Annotated in this window: 20 protein-coding genes; 11 read left to right on the top strand and 9 right to left on the bottom strand. The window is 72.5% G+C overall.

Features of this window, described 5'->3' with window-relative positions; all coding sequences use genetic code 11:
- Positions 1-34 precede the first annotated feature (34 nt).
- From EDF23_RS18315 to EDF23_RS18300, 4 genes are read left to right on the top strand one after another with little or no spacing between them, the layout of a single operon-like run.
- A complete protein-coding gene (locus EDF23_RS18315) occupies positions 35-967 on the top strand; it encodes a phosphate/phosphite/phosphonate ABC transporter substrate-binding protein (RefSeq protein ID WP_123338408.1) in 933 nt (310 codons plus the stop codon).
- Between the two features lie 43 nt (positions 968-1,010).
- A complete protein-coding gene (phnC, locus tag EDF23_RS18310) occupies positions 1,011-1,838 on the top strand; it encodes a phosphonate ABC transporter ATP-binding protein (RefSeq protein ID WP_131922706.1) in 828 nt (275 codons plus the stop codon).
- Positions 1,835-3,643, top strand: coding sequence for an ABC transporter permease subunit (locus EDF23_RS18305; protein ID WP_131922705.1), 1,809 nt, complete (start codon positions 1,835-1,837; stop codon positions 3,641-3,643). The genes phnC and EDF23_RS18305 overlap by 4 nt, the downstream gene beginning before the upstream one ends.
- Positions 3,640-4,812, top strand: coding sequence for a TIGR03364 family FAD-dependent oxidoreductase (locus EDF23_RS18300; protein WP_131922704.1), 1,173 nt, complete (start codon positions 3,640-3,642; stop codon positions 4,810-4,812). Before EDF23_RS18305 ends, EDF23_RS18300 begins: the two co-directional genes overlap by 4 nt.
- Here the strand turns inward: EDF23_RS18300 and EDF23_RS18295 are convergent.
- Genes EDF23_RS18295 through EDF23_RS18285 form a run of 3 tightly spaced genes read right to left on the bottom strand, consistent with a single transcriptional unit; the run spans position 4,788 to position 7,707 of the window.
- Positions 4,788-5,897, bottom strand: coding sequence for an alpha-D-ribose 1-methylphosphonate 5-triphosphate diphosphatase (locus EDF23_RS18295; protein WP_131922703.1), 1,110 nt, complete (start codon positions 5,895-5,897; stop codon positions 4,788-4,790). The two genes, EDF23_RS18300 and EDF23_RS18295, sit on opposite strands and share 25 nt — an antisense overlap.
- Positions 5,894-6,964 carry an alcohol dehydrogenase catalytic domain-containing protein gene (locus EDF23_RS18290; protein WP_200849163.1) on the bottom strand — a complete coding sequence of 357 codons (1,071 nt, stop codon included), beginning with the start codon at positions 6,962-6,964 and terminating at the stop codon, positions 5,894-5,896. Before EDF23_RS18290 ends, EDF23_RS18295 begins: the two co-directional genes overlap by 4 nt.
- Positions 6,961-7,707, bottom strand: a complete 747-nt coding sequence (locus EDF23_RS18285) for a phosphonatase-like hydrolase (protein ID WP_131922702.1) — start codon at positions 7,705-7,707, stop codon at positions 6,961-6,963. Before EDF23_RS18285 ends, EDF23_RS18290 begins: the two co-directional genes overlap by 4 nt.
- A gap of 193 nt (positions 7,708-7,900) precedes the next feature.
- Here EDF23_RS18285 and EDF23_RS18280 point away from each other — a divergent pair, with 193 nt between their 5' ends.
- The 3 genes from EDF23_RS18280 (at position 7,901) to EDF23_RS18270 (ending at position 10,868) form a co-directional block, all read left to right on the top strand.
- Positions 7,901-8,617, top strand: a complete 717-nt coding sequence (locus EDF23_RS18280; RefSeq protein WP_165901201.1) for a GntR family transcriptional regulator — start codon at positions 7,901-7,903, stop codon at positions 8,615-8,617.
- 100 nt (positions 8,618-8,717) lie between these two features.
- Positions 8,718-10,157, top strand: coding sequence for a GAF domain-containing serine/threonine-protein kinase (locus tag EDF23_RS18275; RefSeq protein ID WP_131922700.1), 1,440 nt, complete (start codon positions 8,718-8,720; stop codon positions 10,155-10,157).
- A gap of 492 nt (positions 10,158-10,649) precedes the next feature.
- Positions 10,650-10,868, top strand: a complete 219-nt coding sequence (locus EDF23_RS18270) for a PLDc N-terminal domain-containing protein (RefSeq protein WP_131922699.1) — start codon at positions 10,650-10,652, stop codon at positions 10,866-10,868.
- Between the two features lie 272 nt (positions 10,869-11,140).
- Here EDF23_RS18270 and EDF23_RS18265 read toward each other — a convergent pair whose 3' ends face one another.
- The 6 genes from EDF23_RS18265 to EDF23_RS18240 form a co-directional block, all read right to left on the bottom strand.
- Entirely contained in the window at positions 11,141-11,623 is a 483-nt protein-coding gene (locus EDF23_RS18265; RefSeq protein ID WP_131881652.1) for a tetratricopeptide repeat protein, read from the bottom strand.
- On the bottom strand, positions 11,620-13,545 hold the full coding sequence (locus tag EDF23_RS18260) for a DUF6807 family protein (RefSeq protein ID WP_131922698.1): 1,926 nt from the start codon (positions 13,543-13,545) through the stop codon (positions 11,620-11,622). Before EDF23_RS18260 ends, EDF23_RS18265 begins: the two co-directional genes overlap by 4 nt.
- Positions 13,542-15,224, bottom strand: coding sequence for a hypothetical protein (locus EDF23_RS18255; RefSeq protein WP_131922697.1), 1,683 nt, complete (start codon positions 15,222-15,224; stop codon positions 13,542-13,544). The genes EDF23_RS18260 and EDF23_RS18255 overlap by 4 nt, the downstream gene beginning before the upstream one ends.
- On the bottom strand, positions 15,224-16,147 hold the full coding sequence (locus EDF23_RS18250; protein WP_243648981.1) for a carbohydrate ABC transporter permease: 924 nt from the start codon (positions 16,145-16,147) through the stop codon (positions 15,224-15,226). Before EDF23_RS18250 ends, EDF23_RS18255 begins: the two co-directional genes overlap by 1 nt.
- Positions 16,144-17,118: a sugar ABC transporter permease gene (locus tag EDF23_RS18245; RefSeq protein WP_207895555.1), complete on the bottom strand. Its 975-nt coding sequence runs from the start codon at positions 17,116-17,118 to the stop codon at positions 16,144-16,146. Before EDF23_RS18245 ends, EDF23_RS18250 begins: the two co-directional genes overlap by 4 nt.
- A gap of 80 nt (positions 17,119-17,198) precedes the next feature.
- Positions 17,199-18,479 carry an extracellular solute-binding protein gene (locus EDF23_RS18240; RefSeq protein ID WP_165901200.1) on the bottom strand — a complete coding sequence of 427 codons (1,281 nt, stop codon included), beginning with the start codon at positions 18,477-18,479 and terminating at the stop codon, positions 17,199-17,201.
- A gap of 246 nt (positions 18,480-18,725) precedes the next feature.
- Here EDF23_RS18240 and EDF23_RS18235 point away from each other — a divergent pair, with 246 nt between their 5' ends.
- The 4 genes from EDF23_RS18235 (at position 18,726) to EDF23_RS18220 (ending at position 23,584) form a co-directional block, all read left to right on the top strand.
- The gene (locus EDF23_RS18235) at positions 18,726-19,781 is read left to right on the top strand and encodes a LacI family DNA-binding transcriptional regulator (RefSeq protein ID WP_131922696.1); all 1,056 of its coding nucleotides are present in this window, start codon (positions 18,726-18,728) and stop codon (positions 19,779-19,781) included.
- 409 nt (positions 19,782-20,190) lie between these two features.
- Positions 20,191-21,393: a Gfo/Idh/MocA family oxidoreductase gene (locus EDF23_RS18230; protein WP_243648987.1), complete on the top strand. Its 1,203-nt coding sequence runs from the start codon at positions 20,191-20,193 to the stop codon at positions 21,391-21,393.
- Positions 21,390-22,682, top strand: coding sequence for a DUF993 family protein (locus EDF23_RS18225; protein WP_131922694.1), 1,293 nt, complete (start codon positions 21,390-21,392; stop codon positions 22,680-22,682). The genes EDF23_RS18230 and EDF23_RS18225 overlap by 4 nt, the downstream gene beginning before the upstream one ends.
- Positions 22,679-23,584, top strand: coding sequence for a sugar phosphate isomerase/epimerase family protein (locus EDF23_RS18220; RefSeq protein WP_131922693.1), 906 nt, complete (start codon positions 22,679-22,681; stop codon positions 23,582-23,584). Before EDF23_RS18225 ends, EDF23_RS18220 begins: the two co-directional genes overlap by 4 nt.
- Positions 23,585-23,609 lie beyond the last annotated feature (25 nt).

The raw sequence follows: 23,609 nt of genomic DNA, 5'->3' as shown, positions 1-23,609 counted from the left end.
TGCGGACCTCCGCCCCGCCGCCCGAAAGGTCACCATGCCCATCACCGCCCTCAAGCCGCTGGCCGCCCTGGCCGGCGCCCTCGTGCTCGCCGCGACGCTCAGCTCCTGCTCGGCGGGCTCCACGGCCGCCGCCGGCAGCGACGAGACGTCGACCGCGACGAAGTACGCTGCGGACGAGAACACGATCGTGTTCGGCGTCGTGCCCGACTCGGTGGACACCGAGACCAACTACCAGCCGCTGATGGACTACATCGCGAAGGAGTCCGGCAAGAAGGTCGAGTACCACGAGTCGACCGACTACGCCGCGCTCATCGAGGCGTCGGTCGCCGGCAAGATCGACGTCGCGTCGTTCTCCGGCTTCACCTACGTAACGGCGAAGAACAACGGCGCGAAGATCACGCCCGTGTCGTCGATCATCACGGCCGAGGGGCAGAAGCCCGGCTACTACTCCGAGGCGATCGTGCCGAAGGGCAGTGACATCACCTCGCTCGACGGGTTCAAGGGCAAGAAGGTCTGCTTCGTCGACCCGTCCTCGACCTCTGGCTACCTGTTCCCGAGCTACAACCTGCTGAAGGCCGACATCGACCCCACCAAGGACGTCACCCCGGTCTTCGCCGGCAAGCACGACGTCAGCGTCCAGAAGGTCGCGGCCGGCACCGAGTGCGAGGCCGGCTTCGCCGAGGACAGTGAGGTCGAGAAGAACAAGGACGTCACGGTCATCGCGAAGACCATGGTGCCCGGCGCCCCGATCGTCGTCTCCGACACCCTGCCGCAGGCCGAGAAGGACACCCTGACGAAGGCGCTCGCCGACGTCACGATCGACGACATCATCGCCGCCGGCGTGACGAGTGCTGACAGCGACGGATTCCGCAGCGTCTTCTACGGCACGAAGCCGGTCGACGACGGGTACTACGACCTGATCCGCGACATCTGCAAGACCACGAAGTCGACCACCTGCCAGGCCTGACCCCGGCACCCCCGGAGCCCGGACAGCGCGAGGAGAAGCACGCATGACGCACGACGACCCCGCGGTGGAGATCACCGCACTCACGAAGCGCTTCGGTGACACGACCGCGCTCCGGGACGTGTCCCTGACCGTCCGACCGGGCGAGGTCGTCGTCCTCCTCGGGCTGTCCGGGTCCGGCAAGTCCACGCTGCTCCGGCACGTGGACGCCCTCGAACTGCCCACCTCCGGCACCGTCCGGGTCGGCGGGACGACCGTGCACGACCTGTCCGGCCGGAAGCTCCGCGAGCTGCGCCGACAGGTCGGGTTCGTGTTCCAGCAGTTCGAGCTCGTGCCCGCGCTGACCGTGCTCGAGAACGTCCTGACCGGGGCGCTCGCCACCCTGCGCGGCCCGCGGCTCGGGCTGTGGTCCTACCCCCGTCGGCTGCGGCACCGAGCGCTCGTGCACCTGGACCGCGTCGGGCTGCTCGACCGTGCCTACCAGCGGGCGGACACCCTGTCGGGCGGGCAGCAGCAGCGCGTCGCGATCGCCCGGGCGCTCATGCAGGACCCGTCGGTCCTGCTCGCCGACGAGCCCGTCGCGTCGCTCGACCCGGAGTCGAGCGGTCAGGTGATGGCGCTCATCCGCGAGATCGCCGCCGAGCGGGGACTGACGGTCCTGTGCAGTCTCCACCAGGTCGACCTCGCGCTGTCCTGGGCCGACCGGATCATCGGACTCCGGCACGGCGAGGTCGTCCTCGACACCCGCACCGAGGGGCTCGGCAAGGCGCAGGTCATGGAGATCTACGGCCAGGTCGCGACGTCGACCGACGAGTTCGCGGCCGTCGAGGCGCTGCACGACACCGTGGACGCCACGAGCGGGCTACCGGCGTGACCGCCGTCACCGAGCGGCCCGTCGTCCGCACCCACCGTTCGCCCGAGCAGGCCGTCGCCGCAGCACCGCGCCGACGCGTCTCGCCCGAGCGCGTCGCCGCCGGCCTGACACTCGTCGCCCTGGCCGTGCTGGCGTGCGTCGCCCTGGCCCGGATCGACATCTCGGTGCCGAACATGATCGCGTCGTGGTCGAACGCGGAGCACTTCTTCCAGCGCGTCGGCACCGTCCGGTTCCCGGACGCCGCGACGCTGCTGCAGCAGACCGCGCTCACCGTGGGGCTCGTGCTGCTCGGAACCCTGCTCGCCGCGGTGCTGAGCGTCCCCGTCGCCTACCTCGCGGCGGGCAACACCAGCCCGGGCCGCGGGTGGATCGCCGCCGCGCGGTTCGTGAGCGTCCTGACCCGCGCGATCCCGGACGTCGTCCTCGCGATGGTGTTCGTGCTGATGTTCACGATCGGCCCGCTGCCCGGCATCCTCGCCATCGGCATCCACTCGATCGGCATGATCTCGAAGCTCTTCGCCGACGCCATCGAGCAGATCGACGAGGGACCCCGCACCGCGATCCGCGCCACCGGGGGCAACCGCCTGCAGCAGTTCACGGCCGGCGTGCTGCCGCAGGTGCTGCCGTCGTGGGTCGCGACGATCCTGCACCGCAACGACATCAACCTGCGGGGTTCGGTGATCCTCGGGTACGTCGGCATCGTCGGCCTGGGCCGCGAGATGTCGTTCGCGTTCAAGTCCCTCGACTACTCGCTCGGCATCGGGTACGCGATCGTCATCTTCGCGCTGTGCGTGCTCATGGAGATCGTGTCGAGCTCGGTCCGGGCCGCCATGCTCGGCGTCGCTCCGGCCGGCCGGGGGATCGGCGCGAGCGCCATCCGTGCGGGCATGCGCCGCCGGCAGGCCAGCGGCGAGCGGCGCCAGCGCAACAGCGCCACGGCCGAGCCCCGTGCCACGGCCGAGCCCCGCGCCACGGCCGAGCCCCGCGCCGCCGCCGCCGCACGGTTCGCCACCCCCGACGACGCCCTCCGCCGCCCGTGGACCGCCGCGCGCGCCCGCACCACCGTGTGGTCCTGGGTCGCGGTCCTGGTCGTCATCGGCAGCGTCGTGGTGTGCGACATCGCCTGGGGCGACCTCGCCACCGTGTGGGGGAAGATCCCGCCGGTCGCCGCCCAGTTCTGGCCGCCGTCGTTCGGCAGCTACGGTGCCGGCGTGATGTTCTCCGCGATGTTCGACACCGTCGCCATCGCGCTCGCCGCCACCCTGCTCGCGCTCGTGTTCTCGATGGTGATCGGCTCGTTCGCGGCCCGCAACGTCGCACCCACCCGCGGCGTCCGGACCGGCGCCCGGTTCCTGCTCGTCGTCGTGCGCGGGATCCCGGAGACGATCCTCGCGGTGGTGCTCATCGTCATCACCGGCCTCGGCGCCCAGGCCGGCACCCTCGCGCTCGCGTTCGGCGGCATCGGCCTGCTCGGCAAGCTCGTCGCCGACTCGCTGGAAGAGGTCCAGCCCGGCCCCGAACGCGCCCTCACCGCCACCGGCGCGACCCGGTTCCAGCGGTACGCCGGCGCGACGGTGCCCCAGGGCATCCGGGCGATGATCGGTCACACGTTCTACCTCGTCGACACCAACATCCGCGCGGCGACCATCCTCGGCGTCGTCGGTGGTGGTGGGATCGGGTACTACCTGCTCAACGCCGCGCAGGGCTCGAACTACGCCTCGGTCACCGGGATCGTGCTGATGATCCTGGTCACGGTGCTCGTGGTCGAGGGCATCGCCATGTGGATGCGGAGGGTCTTCCGGTGAGCACGACGACAACGACAGTCACGACGGCCGGCACCGAGCGGGTCGACGTCCTCGTCGTCGGCGCCGGCATCGTCGGCCTCGGCGTCGCCTACGAGGCGATGCTCCGCGGCGCACGGGTCGCCGTCGTCGACCGCGCCGCCGGCGTCGTCGGTGCGAGCGTCCGCAACTTCGGGCACGCCTGCATCACCCCGCAGACGGGCGAGGCCGCTGGGTACGCCCAGGAGGCCCGCCACCGGTGGCTCACGCTGGCTCCGCTCGCCGGGTTCACGGCTCGAGAGCGCGGGGCGCACGTCGTCGCGCGCCGTCCGGAAGAGCTCGCGGTGCTCGAGGAGTACCGCGCCACGGGCGCGGACGTCCGTCTGCTCGACGGGTCCGCGATCGCGGCCGCCGTGCCGGTCGACCCCGCCACAGTCAGCGGGGGAGCGCACCTCGCGCAGGACCTGCAGGTCGACCCCCGGGAGGCCGCACCCGCCATCGCCGCCTGGCTCGCCACCCAGGGGGTCCGGTTCCACTGGCGCACCGCTGCGCTCGGGATCGAGACCGGCGCGGTTCGCACGGGGCGCGGCACCATCGAGGCCGACCGCATCGTCGTCTGCACGAACCACGACGTCGACCAGCTGTTCCCGGCCCTCGCCGAGGCGGCCGGGGTCGTCCGGTGCCGGCTCCACATGCTCCGCGCTGCGATCCCGCTGGCCTTCCCGCTCGCGACGCCGCTGCTCACCGGGTGGTCGCTGCTCCGGTACTCCGGGTTCGCGGCGATGCCGAGTGCCGAGGCACTCCGGTCCGCACTGGCGGCGTCGTTGCCCGACGGCATCCGCTGGGACCTCAACCAGATGTACACGTCGCCGCCGGACGGCAGCGTCATCGTCGGGGACACCCACGAGCGTGCGGCCGACGCTCCACCGTTCCAGGACGAGGACGGCTTCCGGCTGCTCGTCGCCGAGACCGAGCGGCTGTTCGGTGCGCCGCTCCGCGTGCTCGACCGGTGGCAGGGCGTCTACGCGTCCTCGCCTCGGCAGGAGTTCCTCGTCGAGCACCCGCTGCCGGGCGTCGACGTCGTCACGGTGACGACGGGCATCGGCATGACCACCGGACTCGGCCTGGCACCGTCGGTGCTCGACGCCGTACCCGGGCAGCACCAGGATCAGGTGCGCGCCAGCACCCGCTGACCGGCGACCCACACCCCGACGACGCGCTCGCCGCGGACCGCGACGACGTCCGCACGGTGTCCGGGTGTCAGGGACCCGCGGTCGTCGAGACCGGTGTGCCGCGCCGGTGCCGTGGTGACGGTGCGGACGAGGTCGTCGAAGGGCGCGACCCCGGCGGCCGCAGCGGCACGCAACCCGGGGAGCAGCGAGCCGAGGTGGTAGTCGGACGTGACGACGTCGGCGTGCCCGGCGACGAGTGCCGACCGGGCCGAGGGTCCGGACCCGTGCGAGCCACCGCGCCACAGGTTCGGCGCACCGACCACGACGCCGAGCCCTGCCGTGGTGGCCGTCTCCGCGGCGTCCGACGTCACCGGGAACTCCGAGATGCCGGCGCCCAGGCGTGCCGCGGTCTGCACGGCCTCGGCCGAGTCGTCGTCGTGCGCGGCGAGCACGACACCGGCTTCGCGAGCGACCGCGGCGATGCGCTCGCGGCGGCCCGGGACCCCGGCGGCTCCGCGGCGGAACCGGTCGAGGCGTGCGTCGAGTTCGTCGTCGCCGAGTCGGTCCAGCGCCCGGTAGGCGCGACGCCACCCCGCCTCGTCCGGGTACTGCCCGCGGCCCGGCGTGTGGTCCATGTACGAGACGAGTCCGACGCGCGCCGGGGCACCGGCGACGAGCCGCTCGAGCGCGTCCACGGTGCCGTCGTCCGTCACGTCGACGCGCATGTGCACGCGGACGTCGATCGGCAGCGGCATGGTCGCGAGGGCGTCGAGCACGGCGGCCGCGTGCTCCGCGCTCCGGGTCGGCACGGTGTCGGGTTCGATCGAGCAGCACAGGAACGCCGTGGTCACGCCGGCGAGCAGCGCGTCCGCCGCGAAGGCGTCGAGGGCGTGCGGCAGCGGGACGCCGACGCCGGGGCGCGGCTGCTCGAACCGGGCGAGGGAGTCGGCGTGCACGTCGACGAACCCGGGCAGCAGTTCGACGTCGCCGAGGTCGACCACGTCGTCGTCGGACTGCGATGCGACGACGACACCGTCCCGCACGTGCAGGACGGTGTCGTCGGTGCCCGCGCCGAGGTGGACACGGGCGGCGCGGTACGTCGTCATCCGACCAGCATGCTGGACGGCACGACCGCGCGGCGCAGGTACCCGGCGGACGGCGGGGTCACGACGGCGTGGTCGACACCCTCGAGTCCGACGGCGGGTTCGACGAGGTCGGCGAACGGCAGGTCGGTCGACGCCAGGAAGTCCACCGCGGTGGCGAGGTGCCGGGGTGCGTAGTTGTGCACGCCGACGATCCGGAGCAGCCCCCGCACGATGCGCTCGGGGTCGAGCGACACCGGGCGACTCGACGACACCGCGCCGACGAGGACGGCCGTGCCGCCGACGTCCAGGGCGTCCACCGCGGTCTCGACGGCGTCCGGGTAGCCGGACAGCTCGATCGCGACGTCGACGGCACCCACCGGCTCGCCCGGCGACACCGCAGCATCCGCGCCGAAGCACACGGCCAGGGCACGTCGCCGGGCATTGGGGTCCGAGACGACGACGGTGGCCCCGGCGGCGACGGCCATCGCGACCGCCGTGACCCCGAGCATGCCCGCACCCGTCACGAGGACCCGAGCCCCGGCGAGCGGCCGGTCCACCGCGTCCAGTGCAGCGGCGACGGTGGCCGTGGCGCACGCGGCCGGGGCGGCGACCACGGCCGGCAGGTGCTCGGGCACGACGGCGATCGCGGTGCCGGGCAACAGGACGCAGTGCGTCGCGAACCCGCCGTTGAGGAGCCAGTCGGCGGTCGACGCCTCGTGACCGTACTTCCGCAGGGACCGGCACTTCTGCGGCAGCCCGGCACGGCACCGGTCGCACGTGCCGCACGACGCCGCGACCGACCAGACGATCCGGTCACCGAGGGCGACGGGGACGCCGGCGACGGTGGTCGGCACCGACCCCGGGGCGATCGCGACGACGTGGCCGACCTGCTCGTGCCCGAGGACGCTCGGCGCTGGTCCGGCGCGGTGCCCGAGGGCCGTGTGCAGATCGCTGCCGCACACCGTCGCCGCCTCGATCGCGACCAGGACGGACCCGTCGGGCATCGGAAGCGCACCGGCGTGCTCCTCGACCGTGACCGGGTGCCCGATGCCGTGCCAGAGCGCGTACCGGGCGTCGACGTCGGTCACCGCGCCACGGCGCTGAACTCGTCGGCGCGCGGCTCGTCGGCGTGCGGCACGTCGGTCCCGAGCGCGGCCGCGTCGAGTCCGGCGAGCAGTGCGGGCAGGTCGGCGACGGAGTCGAGGACGTGCGTGTGCGGCACGGTGGCGAAGTCGGCGTCCTGGTGGGTCCCGGTCCGGACACCGGCGACGACCGACGCCCCGGCACGGGTGCCCGTCAGCAGGTCGGCCACGGTGTCACCGACGACGGCGACCTGGCGCACGTCGTCGGTCTGCGTGCGCAGCACGGCGGTCAGGACCATGTCCGGGTACGGACGGCCACGACCGGCGTCGGCCGGCGACAGCGCGAGGTCGACCCGGTCCTGCCAGCCGAGCGCGTCGAGGACGGCGTCGCGGGTCACTGGGCTGAACCCCGTCGTCAACGCGACCTTCGTGCCGGACGCGCGCAGGGCCTCCAGGACGTCCACCGCACCGTCGACGGGCCGGACGCCGCGTCCCACCGTCGCCGCGTAGGCGCGCTCGAAGGCGGCGTTCGCCGCCTCGGCCCGCACCGTGTCGCCGTCGAACAGGGCCGTGAACACGGCGATCTTCGACTGCCCCATGGTGTCGAGCGCGTACTGTACGGCGTGGTCGTGCGCGGCCGTGCCGGGCTCGAGGCCGACGTCGGTGAGGGCGGTGCGGAAGGCGTCGACGACGACACCGCCGTCGTGCACGGTGGTCCCTGCCATGTCGAGGCAGACGAGCGAGATCATGGGGCTCCTGTGGTCCGGTCACCCGCGGGTGCGGGCTGTCTCCCGCGAGAGCGGGGCTGCCCACAGCGTCCGAGGAACCGATGACCACCATCCGGTCCGCAGGTGTCCGGCAGGTGAACAGCGCCGGGAGCCTGCAGCGCTCCTGTCCGGACAGGTGTGCGACGGGCCAGCCACCTCGGTTACAGTCCGCAGCGTGCCGGAAACGCGTTACCTCGAGATCGCGGCGGAGCTCGAAGCCGAGCTCGCCGACACCGCCGTCGGCACCCGGGTCGCCAGCGAGGCCGAACTCGCCGCACGCTTCGGCGTCGGCCGGTCGGCCGCCCGCGCCGCCCTGCAGCACCTGCAGCGCCGCAACCGGATCCGCCGGGTCAAGGGCGTCGGCAGCTTCGTCGCACGGCGCATCGACTACCGGATCGGCTCCGACGCCGCGCCGTCGTGGAGCCGCACCGTGCGCGACGCCGGGGGAGAACCCTCGAGCGTCACGCTGTCCTGCGCCCTCGCCCCGGTGCCCGCATCCGTCGCCCCGCACCTCGGGCTCGAACCCGGAGCGCCGTGCCACCGGCTGACCCGGCGCTCACTCGTCGACGGACTACCCGCCGCGTGGGGCGTCGAGTGGGTGCCCCGCACGGTCGTCCCCGAACTCGGACAGGCGCTGCGGGTGCGGAACTCGCTCTACGACGTGCTGCGCGAGGCCGCCGGCGCCGAGCCCGTCCGCCGGTGGGTGCGCGCCGGTGCCGACGTGGTCACCGACGAGGTCGCACGGCACCTCGACCTCGACGAGGTCACCCTCGGCTGGTTCATCGAGAGCTGCACCGTCGACGCCGGCACCGGGCGGCCGCTCCTGGTGAGCGAGCGCTGGATCCGGGCCGACGCGATGCGGGTGCTGTTCGAGAGCGGGCCGACGGGCTGACGCGTCGGCGCCGTTCAGCCGGAGAACGCCGCGGGCCCCCACGATCCCCGTCGGGATGGGAGGATGCACCGACGCCTGCCCGCACCGAGAACGAGGTTCGATGAGTCCGACCGAGGACACCCAGTCCGCGGCCCCACTGCTCGACGGGCGCTACCGACTCGAACACGCCATCGGCCAGGGCGGCATGTCCGTCGTGTACCGCGGCATCGACGAGAGCCTGCACCGCCCCGTCGCCGTCAAGGTGTTCCACGCCGGCACGGTCGACATCGCCCGGCAAGAGGCCGAACTCGGCGTGCTCGCCTCGCTCGAGCACCACAACCTCGTCAGCCTGCTCGACACCGGCGTCGTCACCGGCCACGACGGCACCCACCAGCGGTACCTCGTGATGGCGCTGGTCGTCGGCCAGGACCTCGAGGAACGCCTCGCCGTCGGCCCACTCGCCTCCCGCCACATCGCCGAGATCGGCTACGACATGGCCGAGGCGCTGCACTACATCCACAGCCACGGCGTCGTGCACCGCGACATCAAGCCGTCGAACATCCTGCTCGTCGACTACGGCCACGACTCCGACCGTGCCCGCGCGCGGCTCACCGACTTCGGCATCGCGCTCGCCGCGGGCGTCGAACGCATGACCGCCGACGGCGTCACCACCGGCACGGCCGCCTACCTGAGCCCCGAGCAGGCCCGCGGCGGCGACGTCGGGAGCCCGAGTGACGTCTACTCGCTCGGCCTCGTGCTGCTGCAGTGCTTCACCCGCCGCCGCGAGTTCCCCGGCTCGCTCGTCGAGTCCGCGGTCGCCCGCCTGTCCCGCGACCCAGTGGTGCCCGAGCCACTGCCCGAGCACTGGAAGCAGCTGCTCCGTGCGATGACCGCGCAGGACCCGGCCGCACGCCCCGCCGGCGCCGAGCTGGTCACGATGCTGCGCGACGTCGTCATGACCGAGACCGCCGGCACCGACCACGTCGTGGACACCACGGCCGCGGCACCGACCGCCGCTGCCGCTGCCGGTGCGCCGCGAGCCGACGCCGACACAGCCCGCCCGGCGACGCTCGACACCCTGCCCGACGAGGCCCTGCACCGCACCACCGCCATGGCCGCCCGCCTGTTCGACGCGCCCATCGCCCTGGTCGAGGTGCTCGACGAGGACCGCGCCTGGTCGCAGTCGTACATCGCCGAGGGCGTCGACGAAGCAGCGCGCAACATCAACTTCGGCAACGGCTTCGCGCCCGTCGCGGTCCCCGTCGTCATCCCGGACGGGTCGATCCACCCCGACATGCAGCACAGCCCGCTCGTCACCGGCGCGCTCGGCATCCGGTTCTACGTGAGCGTGCCGCTCGTGCGGCACGACGGCGTCCCGATCGGGACCCTCGCGGTGCTCGACACGAAGCCGCGGCAGGCGACCGAGGCCGACCTCGCCAACCTGCACGACCTGGCCGCGCTCGCCGTGACGCAGCTCGAGATCCGGCAGGAGTCGCTCCGCACGACGAGCGACTCGCTGCCGGTCGCGCAGGCGGTCCCGCAGGAGGGCGCGCGGCCCTAGACGGTTGCCGCTGACGGACGGGAGGCCCGGTGCGGGCCCGCTCCGCGCCTCCCGTCCGCCCCGCGGTCACGCCTCGTGCGCCGGTCCCGCCCGCGGACGGCCTGCCCGCCCGCCCACGCGCGTCCCGCCTGCCCGCGCGCGTCCCGCAGGCCTGCTCACTCGCCCGGTCGGCGCGCGCTGGATGCCGAGCGGGCGAAATACCGGGGTTGCGCGCCCCGCGACCCGGGCATTTCGCCCGCTCGCGGTCGCATGCCACAACTCACATGCATCCGGTGGAATACGAGTGCCCGTTCGCGCGAGCGGGCGAAATGCCGGGGTGAGGAGCCGGCCGGCCGGGGTATTTCGCCCGTTCGCGGGAGCGGGGGGGGCATTGCGGGTGCGGGAACGGTGGCTCGGTGACACCTGGACGGGAGGTGGCGTGGGCGGCGGCGTCGGCCCCACTGTCGGTTCGTTGCGCGGCAGCGGCCGCCACGGAGGGATCGCACTGTGTTCATGGACCTGTCCGAGTCGCACGTGTTCGTGCTCCTGCTGATGCTGACCCTCGAGGTCCTCGCGATCGTGCAGGTCTGGCGTGACCGTCGGCGCACGCTCGTGGTCAAGGTCCTCTGGACGCTCGTGATCCTCGCACTGCCGGTCATCGGCGTGCTGTGCTGGGCCGTCAACTGGCTGCTCGGCAAGGCTGCAGAAGCGCTGCAGCGACGGAACGCCTGACCGCCGATCCCGGCTGATCGGGCACTGCCCCTATCGGTTCAGACCGCGCAGGCGCATGCTGTGCGAGGTAACGGAACCCGAATCCGCAAGTGGTCGAAGCACGATCGGCCCGTGGGGAGGGAGCGCCTCTCTGGGCCTCAGTCGAGCGTCGACGCTTCCTTCCTGTCCTGCCCCGCAGCTCGTCCCGCCGCGATTCGGGTGTCGCGACCGGACGGGGAGGGACGTCCGCGTCCCCGCGAGCCGGGTCGTCACCGCCGCCCGGCTCGTGCAGTTCATTCGGTGAGGGCCGCCGCGTAGGCGCGGACCGAGCGGTGGTAGCGGGGGAGTGTCGGTTCGACGGCCTCGATCGCGACACGGAGCGCCTCGTCGTGACGGCCCGCACTGTGCAGGGCGAGCGCGAGGAACACCTTCGGCGCGGCACCGGTGGACGGGTGTTCCGGGGCGTCGCGGAGCATCGCGATGGCCTCGTCGACACGGTCGAGGTTCCGGAGGGTCGAGGCGTGCTGCACGACCATCTGCGCAGCCCGGGCAGGATCGACGTGCGCGAGTCCCGCGGCGGTGGCGGCTGCGTAGTGGACGTCGGCCTCGGCCTCGTGGCCGCCGGAGTCGTTCGCGCCGCCGAGCTCGAACGCGCCGAGGGCCGGGTGCGGCGCAGCGTCGGCGAGTTCGCGCATGCGGTCGATGCGCTGCTGGTCGTCGATCGTGTCGTCGGCCCAGAGTGCGGCGACGCGGGCTTCCCAGTCTGCGGTGCTCATCGGTCCAGCGTATTGCCGCCCGGCGTCGCACCGTCGGCGATCGTCGCGCGGAAGGACCGGACGAGCGGGACACCGGGGTGCACGAGCGCCGGCGCACGCCAGGCGAGGGCCGAACCGATCGCCGGGTACTCGGCGGCCCGGACGAACCAGGGATCGCGGTGGTCGAGCGCTTCGAGCCGGATCGTCGCAGGCGCTCCCTCGAACACCGCGGACCACTCCACCCAGGGCGCGACCGAGCCGTGCACCGCCGCCTCGCCCTGCGCGTCAGCGGTTCGGACGACCACGTCGGTGCAGTCGGCGAAGCGCCAGAAGAACCCGCCGTACCCGGCACCGATCCGGCCGTTGCTGCCCGGACCGCCGAGGTGCACGACGGCGTCGCCGGGGGTTCGGAACGACGACGACCAGGTCAGTTCCCACCCGGAGTCGACGGCGCGCCAGGCGAGTGTGCGGTCCTCGTGCAGGACGACCGTGTGGTCGGGCCCGCGCCAGACGAGTTCCTGGACCGTGCCGCCACCGTGCGGAGCTGGGTGCTGCTCGGCACGCACGACGTCGACGCGGCCGTGGTCGTCGCGCCAGACGTAGCCCGGACCGTGCACGTAGGTGCGGCCGCCCCAGCAGTTCACGCCGTCGACGTCCGGGATCGCGACCCCGACGCCGCAGTGCCAGTCGTGGTCGGCCGGGTGGTCGGCGCTCAGGACGGTGCCGCCGAGGGTCCGCACCGGGTGCAGGTACGGACACGGCGACGAGGTCGCGATGGTCCCGGAGCCGTCGAGTTCCGTGGCCACCGGGGCCCCGTCGACGCGCAGGACCTGCAGCACCTCGTCGCGGGCGGTGTGGGCCCAGGGCGCGCCGACCTCGGAGAACAACGCTCGTGCGTCGGCGGCGCGGTCGACGATCGCCTCGACGTCGGCGACGAGCGGACGACGGGCAGGCCCCTCGCCCTCCCACGTCACCCAGGGGTGGTCGATGCGGACGGGCTCGGCGGCACGAACGGCCTCGAGCACCTCGACGAACGCACCCGTGGAGACCAGGGGGACGAGCAGATCGTCCCCGCGGGACCGGTGGGCGAGCAGGTTCTCGAGCAGGTCCGTCCGGCCGACGGTCCGAGTGGTGTCGCCGACGGTGACCTCGTCGGCCGTGTAGTGCAGCACGGCGCTCCCGGCGGTGCCGCGGACCCGAACGGTCGGCAGGACCTCGGACGGAGCGCAGAGGGTCAGAGCGGCGGTGGCTTCGAGGCCGGCGCTGGTCGTGACCCGGACAGCCGAGGTGTCGTCGCCCTCGATGTCGTTCGCCCGGAACAGCTCGACCTCGACGCGCCTGACGTCGGACGCCCGACGGCAGCCGACGAGCGCCAGGGCCGTCGCGACCGCGTGGGCGAGCGGGTTCGTCACCACGCCGTCGAGGACGTCGACGCCCTGGACCCGACGCCGTCCGGCCCATGCGGAGCGGTCCCAGTACGCCTGGTTCCGCGTCCACGTGCCGACGGCCGCAGCGGACCGGACCGGACCGACGAGCGACCCGTCACGGAACGCCGGCAGCGCCTCGGACCCGAGGCTCTGGAACCCGACCTGCACGACGCGGCCGGTGCGCTGCTCGGCGTCGAGCAGGGTGTCGAGCGCGTCGCGGGTGGTCACCGGGGGCTTCTCGAGCAGGACGTCGGCACCGGCCTCGAGGGCAGCGAGCGCCAGTGGCAGGTGCGCGGCGATCGGCGCAGCGATGACGACGACGTCGACCGGGCCGTGGTCGCGCGCTGCGGCGACGTCCGACGCCACCGGTGCGCCGTCGTCGGTGGTCGTGCCCAGCGTGGGGTCGACGACGGCGGTCAGCGTGCAGACCCCCGCGGCGACGAGCCGGTCGATGTTCGCCCGGTGGTGCAGGCCGTACCCACGCGCACCGACGAGCACCACGCCGGGCAGGGTCATCGAGCGGTACCGATCGTGATGCGCGTCGTGCCGGGGGAGCGCCCGGTCACGTGGACGTGCTCGCCGTCCGGTCGGTCGGTGCCGCCGAGGAACGCGTAGTCCTGTCCGGGCGTGTAGAACGCCGGCTGGGTCGGGCCGCTGCCGTTGCCGGCCCCGAAGGACACGGCGTCGTCGCCGACACGGTAGGTGCCGGTCCCGTCGGCGAGGACGGTCTCCCCGGTCGCGGCGTCGGTGCTCACACCCGTGAACGTACCCCCGCCGCGGAACGTCAGCTGGAGCGACCACGGCACGTCGGCGCCCTCGGTCGTCACGTCGAGCGAGACCGCGTCCGGCGTGGTGGTGACGTCGACCGTCGTGGTGAGGGAGACGGTGTCGGCCGCGCGCGAGCCGAAGGACATCGACGCCGAGAACCGGTCCTCGTCACCGAGCGCGTAGGCGCCGTCGGTCCGTCGAGCCGCGGCGGGCAAGGGCTGGTGGTACCCCGCGGACACGGTCTCGACGAGTCGGTACCGCCCGTCGCCGAGGGACTCCAGCGACGTCGGACGGAACGGTCCGAGCCCGAAGAACTCGCGCGACAGCCGGACGTCGGACAGCGCGACCGAGCCGGCGAAGACCCGCAGGAACGTGGGGCTGTTCGCCAGGCCCGATCGGACGTGGCCCTGCGACGGCACGTCCGAGCCGGCGAACAGGACGACGCTGCGGTCCTGTTCGCGGACGTGCACGAGCCGGGCGTCGGCGAAGGAGTGCACGGCCGGTTCGAGCGGCGCACCGACGGGCAACGGACGGGCGAGCAGCGGATCCGTCATCGCGCGGGCGGCGACCGCACCAGGCTGCCACATGTCCGCGACGGCGGCCCGTGCAGCGACGGCGGCGAGGTCGGCGCGGTCGTCGAGCACGGCCAGGTGCCAGAGCAGAGGCGCGAACGCGCCGATGCCGAACGCCTGCGACTGGTCCTGGCGGCGGGACTGGACGGTCTCGACGGTGTCGTCGGGCAGCAGCAGCGCGAGGGTGGCGTCGAGGGACCGGCGGACGGGGTCGAGCAGCTCCGGCCGGTCGAGCACCGAGGCGAGGACGAGGAACGACGGGCACGAGACGGCCGCCGCGTAGTTCGGGCTGCGCTCGGACCACAGCCCGTCGGCGTCGATGTCCGCGCCCTCGGCGAGCCACTCCTCGATCCGCGCGACCAGCGCTGGTGCCGGGTGCAGTCGGTGGACCCGGGCGAGGGCGGCCGAGACCTCCCACCGGTGGTTCGGCGTGTGCACGCCACCGGTGAGCAGCGCCGGCGTCGCACGGTGCACGATCCGGTCGAGGTCGTCGGCGAGCACCGCGGCCGCCGGGACCGACGCCCGGTACGGTGCGAGCAGCTCGAGGGCGTCGCACACGTCGTTCACCGTGAACGCCGAGTCCGGCGGGGAGAGCACGTTGTCGCCGCCGATGAACGTGCCGCCGGGGGACTGCCGGGCCGCGAGGTGCCGGACCCAGCCGTGCGCGGTGGCGAGGTCGTCGTCGGGAAGGCGATCCGGGCCTCCCGTCCGCTCGTTCCGGACCCACGCCCCGACCAGGGTGAGGGCACGCGCCATCAGTTCCCGGTGCTGCAGCGCAGCCGGATCGTCGTCGGCGAGCCGGAGGCGCGCGACGGCGGCGTCCGCGGCCGGGCCGACCGCGTCGAGGAACCCCATCAGTCCTTGAGTCCCGCGTTGAGGTCTGCGCCGTTCACGTACTTCTGGAACACCAGGTAGATGAGCACGAGCGGGATGATCGAGATCACCGAGGCACCGAGCAGGACGGTCCAGTTGACGTTCTCGGCCCCGACGATGCTCTGCAGTGCGATCTGGATCGTGAACTGGTGCGGGTCGTTGAGCACCAGGAGCGGCCAGATGTAGTCGTTCCACCGCCACTGGAACGAGAAGATCGCGAGCGTCAGCATGATCGGCCGGGAGATCGGCAGCATGATCCGCCAGAAGATCCCGAACTCGCTCGCACCGTCGATGCGCGCGGCCTCGACCAGGTCGTCGGGCACCGTGATGAAGAACTGCCGGAACATGAAGATGCCGGTCGCGGTGATGACCGACGGCACGATGATGCCGGCCAACGAGTCGTACATGCCGAGGTCGCGGATCACGATGAACGTCGGCGCGAGGATGACCTCGGTCGGCAGCATGGTCGTCGCCAGGATGCAGACGAAGAAGACCTTGAGCCACTTGTTGTCGTACTTCGCCAGGGCGTAGCCGGTGGCGGCGCTCGCCAGCACGGTGAGCACGGTGGTGACCAGCGCGACGATGACGGTGTTGCCGAAGTAGCGGGCGAAGTCGTAGCTCGCCCACGCCTCGGTGAAGCCGCTGACCGACCAGTTCTTCGGCAGCAGGGTCAGCGGGTACGAGAACAGTTCGCCGCCGGGCTTGAAGGCGCTCAGGACGAACCAGAGCACCGGGAAGCCGAAGGCGATGATGAAGACCCAGAGCAGGGCGGTGGCCGCGATGGCCTTCGGACGGGGCGGGCCGTCCAGGCGCTTGGTCGTGCTCTTGCGCGTGTTCTTGCTCTTGCTCTTGGTCGTGTTGTCGGTTGCGGGTGCGCCGGGGGCGCTGGGCAGGGTGGCGGTCATCGACGGGCCTCCGTCCGACGGTTCACGGCCAGCTGGATGAGCGCGATGGCCATGAGGATGAGCATGAGGACCATCGACGCCGCGCTCGCGTAGCCGATGTGGGCGTTCTGGAACCCGTTCGTGTAGATGTACTGCACGAGCAGGTTGTTGTCGGTGCCGGGTCCGCCGCCGTTGAGCGCCTGGATGGTGGCGAACTCCTTGAACGCCCCGAGCGACGACAGCAGGATCACGATGAACGACGTCGGCGCGATGCTCGGCAGCGTGATGTACCGGAACTGGTGCCAGGCGCCGGCCCCGTCGAGGGACGCTGCCTCGTAGTAGGACTGCGGCACGTTCCGGATCGCGGCGACGAACAGCAGCATGTTGAAGGCGGCGCCGGCCCACGCGGTGGCGAAGACCACCACGAGCAGCGACAGGTCGGCGTTCGACTGCCACGGCACGGCCTTGCCACCGAGGGACTCGATGACGAAGTTCGCCAGGCCGAAGTTCTCGCCGAACATCCACCGCCAGATGACACCGGTGACGATCGGGGAGATGAGCCACGGCACGAAGAACACGATGCGGGCGACGCTGCGGCCCTTCGCCGCCGGACTCGTCAGCATCAACGCCATCGACAGTGCGAGGACGAAGCCGAGCGGGACGGCGACGATCGCGTACAGGAAGGTGCGCCCGAGGGCTGCGTAGAAGGTGTCGTCGGCGAACAGCTCGAAGTAGTTCGCCAACCCGATGAACTTCGGGTCGACGACGCCGTTGTAGTCGGTGAACGAGTAGCCGAGGCCGATGACGGCGGGCCACACGAAGAACACGACGAACAGGACGGCGTTGACGCTCACGAACAGGATCGGGGCGAGGACGGGCTTGCTGACGCCGGAGCGGCGGCGCTTCGTCGTCTTCGCGGCTCCGGGCCGGCGGGGCGGCACCGGGGTGGGGACGGCGGTCTGCACGTCACCGGCTGCGGTGGGGATGCTCACGATGATCCTCTTCGTTCGACGTGGTGCTGCTGTGGAAGGAGAGACAACGGGGCCGGACGCGCGCGCCCGGCCCCGTTCCGTCAGCCGACGTGCTCCTCGTAGTACTTCGTGATCGTCTCGAGGGTCTTCTTGGCCGACTGCTGCCCGTTGATGAGCTTGCCGACCTCGGCGGTGGTGGGATCGGTGCCGAGTTCCTTGCCCTCGACCGCCCACTTCGCGCTCTCCTTGGCGTAGGAGCTCGAGATCGGGTCGGCTGCGTCGATCTCCTTCTGGTACAGCGCGAAGGAGTCCTTCGCTGCCTGCGACTCGAACGGGTACTGGATGTCCAGCCCGGTCTCGACCGGCAGGAAGCCGTTCGTCGTCACGAGCTTCGCGTAGTTCGTCGGGGCGTACATGTAGTCGATGAACTTCTTGGCCGCGGCACCGCGGGCGTCCGAGTTCTCGAAGCCGACGATGTTGCCGCCGTAGTTGATCTCGGTGGCGTGGGTCGGGTCGGCCGGGGTGGCGGCGCTCGCCCAGTCGAAGTCGGTGATGTTCGACGCGAAGTCCGACGACTGCCAGACACCCGAGAAGTACGCGACGACCTGACCGCTCTTGAACAGGGCGTTCGGGTCCTGACCGCTCGTCCACACCGACTTCGGCATGACCGAGTCGTCGTTCATGTCGGCGAAGTCCTGCAGTGCGTCGACGGTCTTCGCGTCGGTCGGGAAGGAGCCGTCCTTCTCCTGCTGCATGAAGTCGGTGCCCTTGGTGAACATGTAGGCACGCAGACGCGACGGCGACGAGTCGAACACCATGTCGTACTTCGCGCCGGTCTTCGCCTTCACCTTGTCGGCGGCCGTGAGGAACTCGTCCCAGGTCCACGCCTTCGCGGGGTCGGTCGGGTAGTCGACGCCGGCCTTCTCGAACAGCGACTTGTTCACGAACAGACCGGCGGCGGTGACGTCGGACGGGATCGAGGTGACCTTGCCGTCGTCGTCCTTGGCAATGATGTCCTGGTCGATCTTGTTCGCGTCGTCGTCGACGATCGAGGCCAGGTCGACGGTCTTGCCGGTCCAGATCGGGTCGATGCCGGCGGCGCGCACGACGTCGGGCAGCGAGTTCGCCTGGGCGGACTCGCGGAGCTTGGTCTGCAGTCCGTCGTACGGCAGGTTCACGATCTTGACCGTGACGCCGGTCTTCTTCTCGTACGCGGTGGCGAGGTCCTGGTAGCCCTTCTCCTGCGCGGTGGAGGTGGAGAGCCAGAAGGTCAGCTGATCGACCTTGCCGCCGTCGCCGGAGCTGCCGGAGGCACAGCCGCTCAACAGGGCCAGTGCGGCGATGCCGCCGGCGAGCGCGAGCATTCTCTTGGATGACTTCATCGTCACTGCTTTCGTTCGGGACCACTGGCGTCTGCCGTGGGCGAGCGTTCGGGGTGTCTCGGCCGAGGACCCCAGGTCTACACGACGTGAGCGCTCATGGCAAGCGCTTTCCTGCGTGATGTTCTGACAATATGACCAGCCGTCTCGGATGGCCGCGCTGACGGCGCGGACGCTGGTCGGGCCTCCCGGGAAATCGCTATCCTCGCCACAGACCGCGCACGGCGCGGACCGGACTGGAGGCACGACATGCCCGAGCGAGGCACCGTCACCCTGGCCGACGTGGCCGAGCTCGCAGGCGTGTCGCTCGCGACCGCCTCGCGGGCGCTGAACGGCAGCACGCGGAAGGTCCGACCGGAGTCGGTGGACCGTGTGCAGGCCGCCGCCCACGAGCTCCGGTACACCGCCAACGTGCAGGCGCAGGCCGTCGCTCGCGGGACCACCACGACCCTGGCGCTCGTCGTCGGCGACATCGCCGACCCGTACTTCGCCGCGATCGCCGCGGGGGCGATCCGGGCTGCCGACGACGCCGGGCTCGTGGTGACGATCACCTCGACCGGCGGGGATCCTTCGCGCGAGGCCGCGGTGCTCGGCGTCGTCGCCGGACTCCGGCCGCGGGCAGTGGTGCTCGCCGTGAGTCGTCGACTCGGTGCTGGGCAGACGTCGGGAGCGTCGGACTCCGCAGCTGCCGTCGGCGCACTCGTCGCCGCCGGTGCCGGGGTGTCCGCGCTCGTGTCCGACCTCGACGGTGCCGCCGCCGGGGTGCCCGGCGTGCACGGGGTCGTCATCCGGAACCTCAGCGGTGCCGCGGCCCTTGCGGGAGCGCTCGTCGAACAGGGGCACGACTCGTTCGCCGTCCTGTCCGGCGACCCGGACCTGGCGACGGCGCACGCGCGGGTCGAGGGGTTCGTCGCAGGGCTCGCCGCGCACGGCATCCGGGTGCCGGACGACTCGGTGGTGCCGTCGGCGTTCACGCGCGACGGCGGGTACCAGGCGATGGTGACCCTGCTCGACCGGGCGGCGGGCGGTGCGTGGGCGTTGCCGCGGTGCGTGTTCGCGGTCACCGACCTGATGGCGGTGGGGGCGGTCGCGGCGATCCGGGAGCGCGGGCTCGTCCCCGGGGTGGACGTCGGCGTCGCGGGGTTCGACGACGTGCAGATGCTCGCCGACGTCGTGCCGGCGCTCAGCACGGTGCGGCTCCCGCTCGAGGAGATCGGGGAGCGGGCGGTGCGGCGGGCGCTGGGTCTCGAGGCCGACGGTGCCATCGACGGCGAGGTCGTCCTGCGCGCGAGCACGGCGCGGTAGCGCGGCGCGGGCGCTTCGCGGGCGCTCGGGCTTGGTGAGCAGAAAAGGTCGGGTCCGGCCCCGCCACTCGACCTTTTCTGCTCACTGAGTGCGGCGCCGGCGGCCGGTCGGGCTCGAGGGCGCGCGACACGCCGACGCCCGGACGTCGCGGTTCCACAACACGCCGCGGGTTCGGCGCCGAGGTTCCACGGAATGCCGCTCAGCGCCCCGAGACTCCAAGATTTCGGAACCTCGGGCGCGGGCCGCCGCCGCCGGGCCCGGGCCGCGCGTGTGCGTTCGTGTTCGGGTACTACTGCGGCGCGCCGACCGTGGTGTACGGTTCCGGGCAAGCGCTTTCCAACACGCGGAGAGCAGGCCACAGCGAGCAAAGGAGCACGCGTTGACCACCACGCGCACCATCGGCATCATCATGAACGGCGTCACCGGACGGATGGGCTACCGCCAGCACCTCGTCCGGTCGATCCTGGCCATCCGCGAGGACGGCGGACTCCGGCTGCCGGACGGCTCCCGCGTGCAGCTCGAACCGATCCTGGTCGGCCGCAACGCCGCGAAGCTCGAGGAGATCGCCACCCGCCACGGCCTCGAGCACTGGACGACCGACCTCGACGCCGCCCTCGCCGACCCGCGCTGGGACGTCTTCGCCGACTTCGCCGTCACGAGCGCCCGTGCCGACGCCCTGCGCAAGGCGATCGCCGCCGGCAAGGCGGTCTACACCGAGAAGCCGACCGCCGAGACCTCCTCGGAAGCGCTCGAGCTCGCCCGGCTGGCCGACGAGGCCGGGGTGCCGAACGGCGTCGTGCACGACAAGCTCTACCTGCCCGGCCTCCGGAAACTGCGCCGCCTGATCGACTCCGGGTTCTTCGGGAAGGTCCTCAGCGTCCGCGGCGAGTTCGGCTACTGGGTGTTCGAGGGGGACTGGCAGACCGCGCAGCGCCCGAGCTGGAACTACCGGCAGCAGGACGGCGGCGGGATCGTCGTCGACATGTTCCCGCACTGGAACTACGTGCTCGAGCAGCTGTTCGGCCGCGTCGAGTCCGTGTACGCCCGCGCCGTCACCCACATCGAGCAGCGCACCGACGAGCAGGGCCACGAGTACCCGGCGACCGCGGACGACGCCGCCTACGGGGTCTTCGACCTGGCCGGCGGCATCACGGCGCAGATCAACTCGAGCTGGGCGGTCCGGGTGGACCGTGACGAGCTCGTCGAGTTCCAGGTCGACGGCACCGACGGCAGCGCCGTGGTGGGGCTGTTCGGCTGCCGGATCCAGCCACGAACGGCGACGCCGAAGCCGGTGTGGAACCCGGACCTGAAGGACGACCGCGACTACAAGGCACAGTGGCTCGAGGTCCCCGACAACGAGGTGTTCGGCAACGGGTTCCGCGCCCAGTGGGAGGACTTCCTGCAGGACCTGGTCGCCGGCCGCCCGCACCCCTACGACCTGCTCTCCGGTGCCCGCGGCGTGGCGCTGGCGGAGGCCGGCCTGCGGTCCAGCGCCGAGGGTCGACGCGTGGACCTGCCGGAGCTGCACCTGCCCACGGGGGCCGAGCCGCGCCTCCAGGTCGAGACACCGGAGGTCGCCCAGCACACCGAAACGGTCGGCGCACGCGCATGACCGACCTCACCCTCCTCGCCGCCGACGGCACGACCAGTCGGACGGCCCTGCACGAGCCGGCGGTCACGGCCGCCGCCAAGCCGACCGCGCCCCTGACCGAGCGCCTCGTCTACGCGGCCGCCCACGTCGTCCCGCGCGCCGCCGCCGACAACACCCCCGGCGCCCCGGCCGACCTCGACTGGGACGCCACCCTCGCGTTCCGCCACCACCTGTGGTCGTGGGGGCTCGGCGTCGCCGACGCGATGGACACCGCGCAGCGGAACATGGGCCTCGACCCGGCCGCGACGCGCGAGCTCATCACCCGCAGCGCCCGCGAGGCGCACGCCGTCGGCGGCCGCCTCGTCGTCGGCGTGAACACGGACGACCTGCCGGACGACGGGGACGACCTGCCCACCGAGCAGCAGGTCGTCGACGCCTACGTCGCCCAGCTCCACCACGCCGAGGACGCCGGCGCCGGCGTCGTGCTCATGGCGAGCCGCCACCTGGCCCGACTCGCGCAGCGCGCAGACAGCGACAGCCCCAGCAGCAACGCTGCCGCCAGCACGTACCGCCGCGTCTACGGCCAGGTCGTCGAGCGGGCGAGCGCCCCCGTCGTCCTGCACTGGCTGGGGGAGGCCTTCGACCCCGCCCTCGCCGGCTACTTCGGCGGGCAGCAGGGCCCCGACACCGTGCTCGACATCATGCGCGACGCCGGGCCGAAGGTCTCCGGCATCAAGATGAGCCTGCTGAACGCCCGCGCCGAGGTCGCCCTCCGCTCCCAGCTCCCTGCGACCGCCCGGATGTTCACCGGCGACGACTTCCACTACGTGGACCTGATCGCCGGAGACCGGGCCGGAGACCGAGCCGGAGACCGAGCCGGAGCACGGGGCCGAGCCCACTCCGACGCCCTCCTCGGCGCCTTCGCCGCCATCGCCCCCATCGCCTCCGCCGCCGTCCAGGCCCTGCCCGACGAGACCGCCTACCGCACCCTCCTCGCCCCCACCGAGGCGCTCTCCCGCCACGTCTTCAGCGCCCCGACCTGGCACTACAAGACCGGCATCGCCTTCCTCGCCTGGCTGAACGGCCACCAGCCCGCCTTCCAGATGGTCGGCGGCCAGCACGCCGGCCGTTCCCTGCCGCACCTGTCCGAGACCATCCGGCTCGCGAACGCCTGCGGCGCCCTCGAACACCCGGACCTCGCCGCCTCGCGCTGGCACGCGCTGCTCACGGTGGCCGGCGTGGAGACACGGTCGACCGGGAGGCCCGGATCACCCACCGCCGACCGCACCGTCGCCGAGGTGGTCGCGTGACGACCGCGGCGGACGCCGTCACGCCGGTCCGGTCCGCCGGTGCTGCGCCGCATCCGCGGCTGTCGGTCAACCAGGCGACGATCAAGTACGCGCCGCTCCGGCAGGCGCTCGACACCGTGGCGGTGGCCGGAGTAGGAGCCATCGGCACCTGGCGGGAGCCCGTGGCCGAGGTCGGTCTCGCCGAGGCCGTCCGGATGGTCGCGGACTCCGGGCTCCGGGTGTCGTCGCACTGCCGCGGAGGCTTCTTCACCCTCCCGCCAGGCACCGCGCGGCAGCGGGCGCTCGACGACAACCGCCGCGCGATCGACGAGACCGCCGCCCTCGCCGCAGCCGGAGCACCCGGTTCGGCGCCCGTGCTCGTGCTCGTCGCCGGTGGACTGCCCGAGGGATCGCGCGACCTGGTCGACGCCCGGGGCCGGGTGGCCGATGCGCTCGCCGACCTCGTGCCGCACGCCCTCGCTACGGGTGTCCAACTCGCCGTCGAGTCGCTGCACCCGATGTACGCCGCCGACCGTGCCGTGGTGTCGACGCTCGCGCAGGCGATCGACCTGGCGGCGCCGTTCCCGGCCGCTGCCGTGGGGGTCGTGGTCGACACGTTCCACGTGTGGTGGGACCCGGCGCTCGCGGGGTCGATCGCCCGCGCCGGGGCTGCCGGGCGGATCGCCTCGTACCAGGTGTGCGACTGGACCACCCCGATCGCGGCGGACCCGCTGCTGTCGCGGGGCTACCCGGGCGATGGCCACGTCGACTTCGGGCCGGTGACGGACGCGGTGGTCGCTGCCGGGTACACCGGTGACGTCGAGGTCGAGCTCTTCAACCAGGCGATCTGGGACACCCCGCCCGCCCAGGTGGTGGCGCGTGTCGTGGAGGCGTTCGACGCCGCGGTCCCACTCCCGCGCTGACCGTCCGGCGCTGCACCGTCCGGCG

Origin of the sequence: Curtobacterium sp. PhB128, assembly GCF_004340725.1 — a bacterium.
Taxonomy (GTDB): domain Bacteria; phylum Actinomycetota; class Actinomycetes; order Actinomycetales; family Microbacteriaceae; genus Curtobacterium.
The sequence above is the reverse complement of the archived record's forward strand: the minus strand, read 5'-3'. Positions and strand labels throughout refer to the sequence as shown.

Bases quoted from the DNA above. Each gene is read 5' to 3' on its own strand.
- EDF23_RS18315 (WP_123338408.1), top strand. From the start codon at position 35: ATGCCCATCACCGCCCTCAAGCCGCTGGCCGCCCTGGCCGGCGCCCTC.
- phnC (WP_131922706.1), top strand. From the start codon at position 1,011: ATGACGCACGACGACCCCGCGGTGGAGATCACCGCACTCACGAAGCGC.
- EDF23_RS18295 (WP_131922703.1), bottom strand. From the start codon at position 5,897: ATGACGACGTACCGCGCCGCCCGTGTCCACCTCGGCGCGGGCACCGAC.
- EDF23_RS18285 (WP_131922702.1), bottom strand. From the start codon at position 7,707: ATGATCTCGCTCGTCTGCCTCGACATGGCAGGGACCACCGTGCACGAC.
- EDF23_RS18275 (WP_131922700.1), top strand. From the start codon at position 8,718: ATGAGTCCGACCGAGGACACCCAGTCCGCGGCCCCACTGCTCGACGGG.
- EDF23_RS18270 (WP_131922699.1), top strand. From the start codon at position 10,650: ATGGACCTGTCCGAGTCGCACGTGTTCGTGCTCCTGCTGATGCTGACC.
- EDF23_RS18265 (WP_131881652.1), bottom strand. From the start codon at position 11,623: ATGAGCACCGCAGACTGGGAAGCCCGCGTCGCCGCACTCTGGGCCGAC.
- EDF23_RS18260 (WP_131922698.1), bottom strand. From the start codon at position 13,545: ATGACCCTGCCCGGCGTGGTGCTCGTCGGTGCGCGTGGGTACGGCCTG.
- EDF23_RS18255 (WP_131922697.1), bottom strand. From the start codon at position 15,224: ATGGGGTTCCTCGACGCGGTCGGCCCGGCCGCGGACGCCGCCGTCGCG.
- EDF23_RS18250 (WP_243648981.1), bottom strand. From the start codon at position 16,147: ATGACCGCCACCCTGCCCAGCGCCCCCGGCGCACCCGCAACCGACAAC.
- EDF23_RS18240 (WP_165901200.1), bottom strand. From the start codon at position 18,479: ATGAAGTCATCCAAGAGAATGCTCGCGCTCGCCGGCGGCATCGCCGCA.
- EDF23_RS18235 (WP_131922696.1), top strand. From the start codon at position 18,726: ATGCCCGAGCGAGGCACCGTCACCCTGGCCGACGTGGCCGAGCTCGCA.
- EDF23_RS18230 (WP_243648987.1), top strand. From the start codon at position 20,191: ATGAACGGCGTCACCGGACGGATGGGCTACCGCCAGCACCTCGTCCGG.
- EDF23_RS18225 (WP_131922694.1), top strand. From the start codon at position 21,390: ATGACCGACCTCACCCTCCTCGCCGCCGACGGCACGACCAGTCGGACG.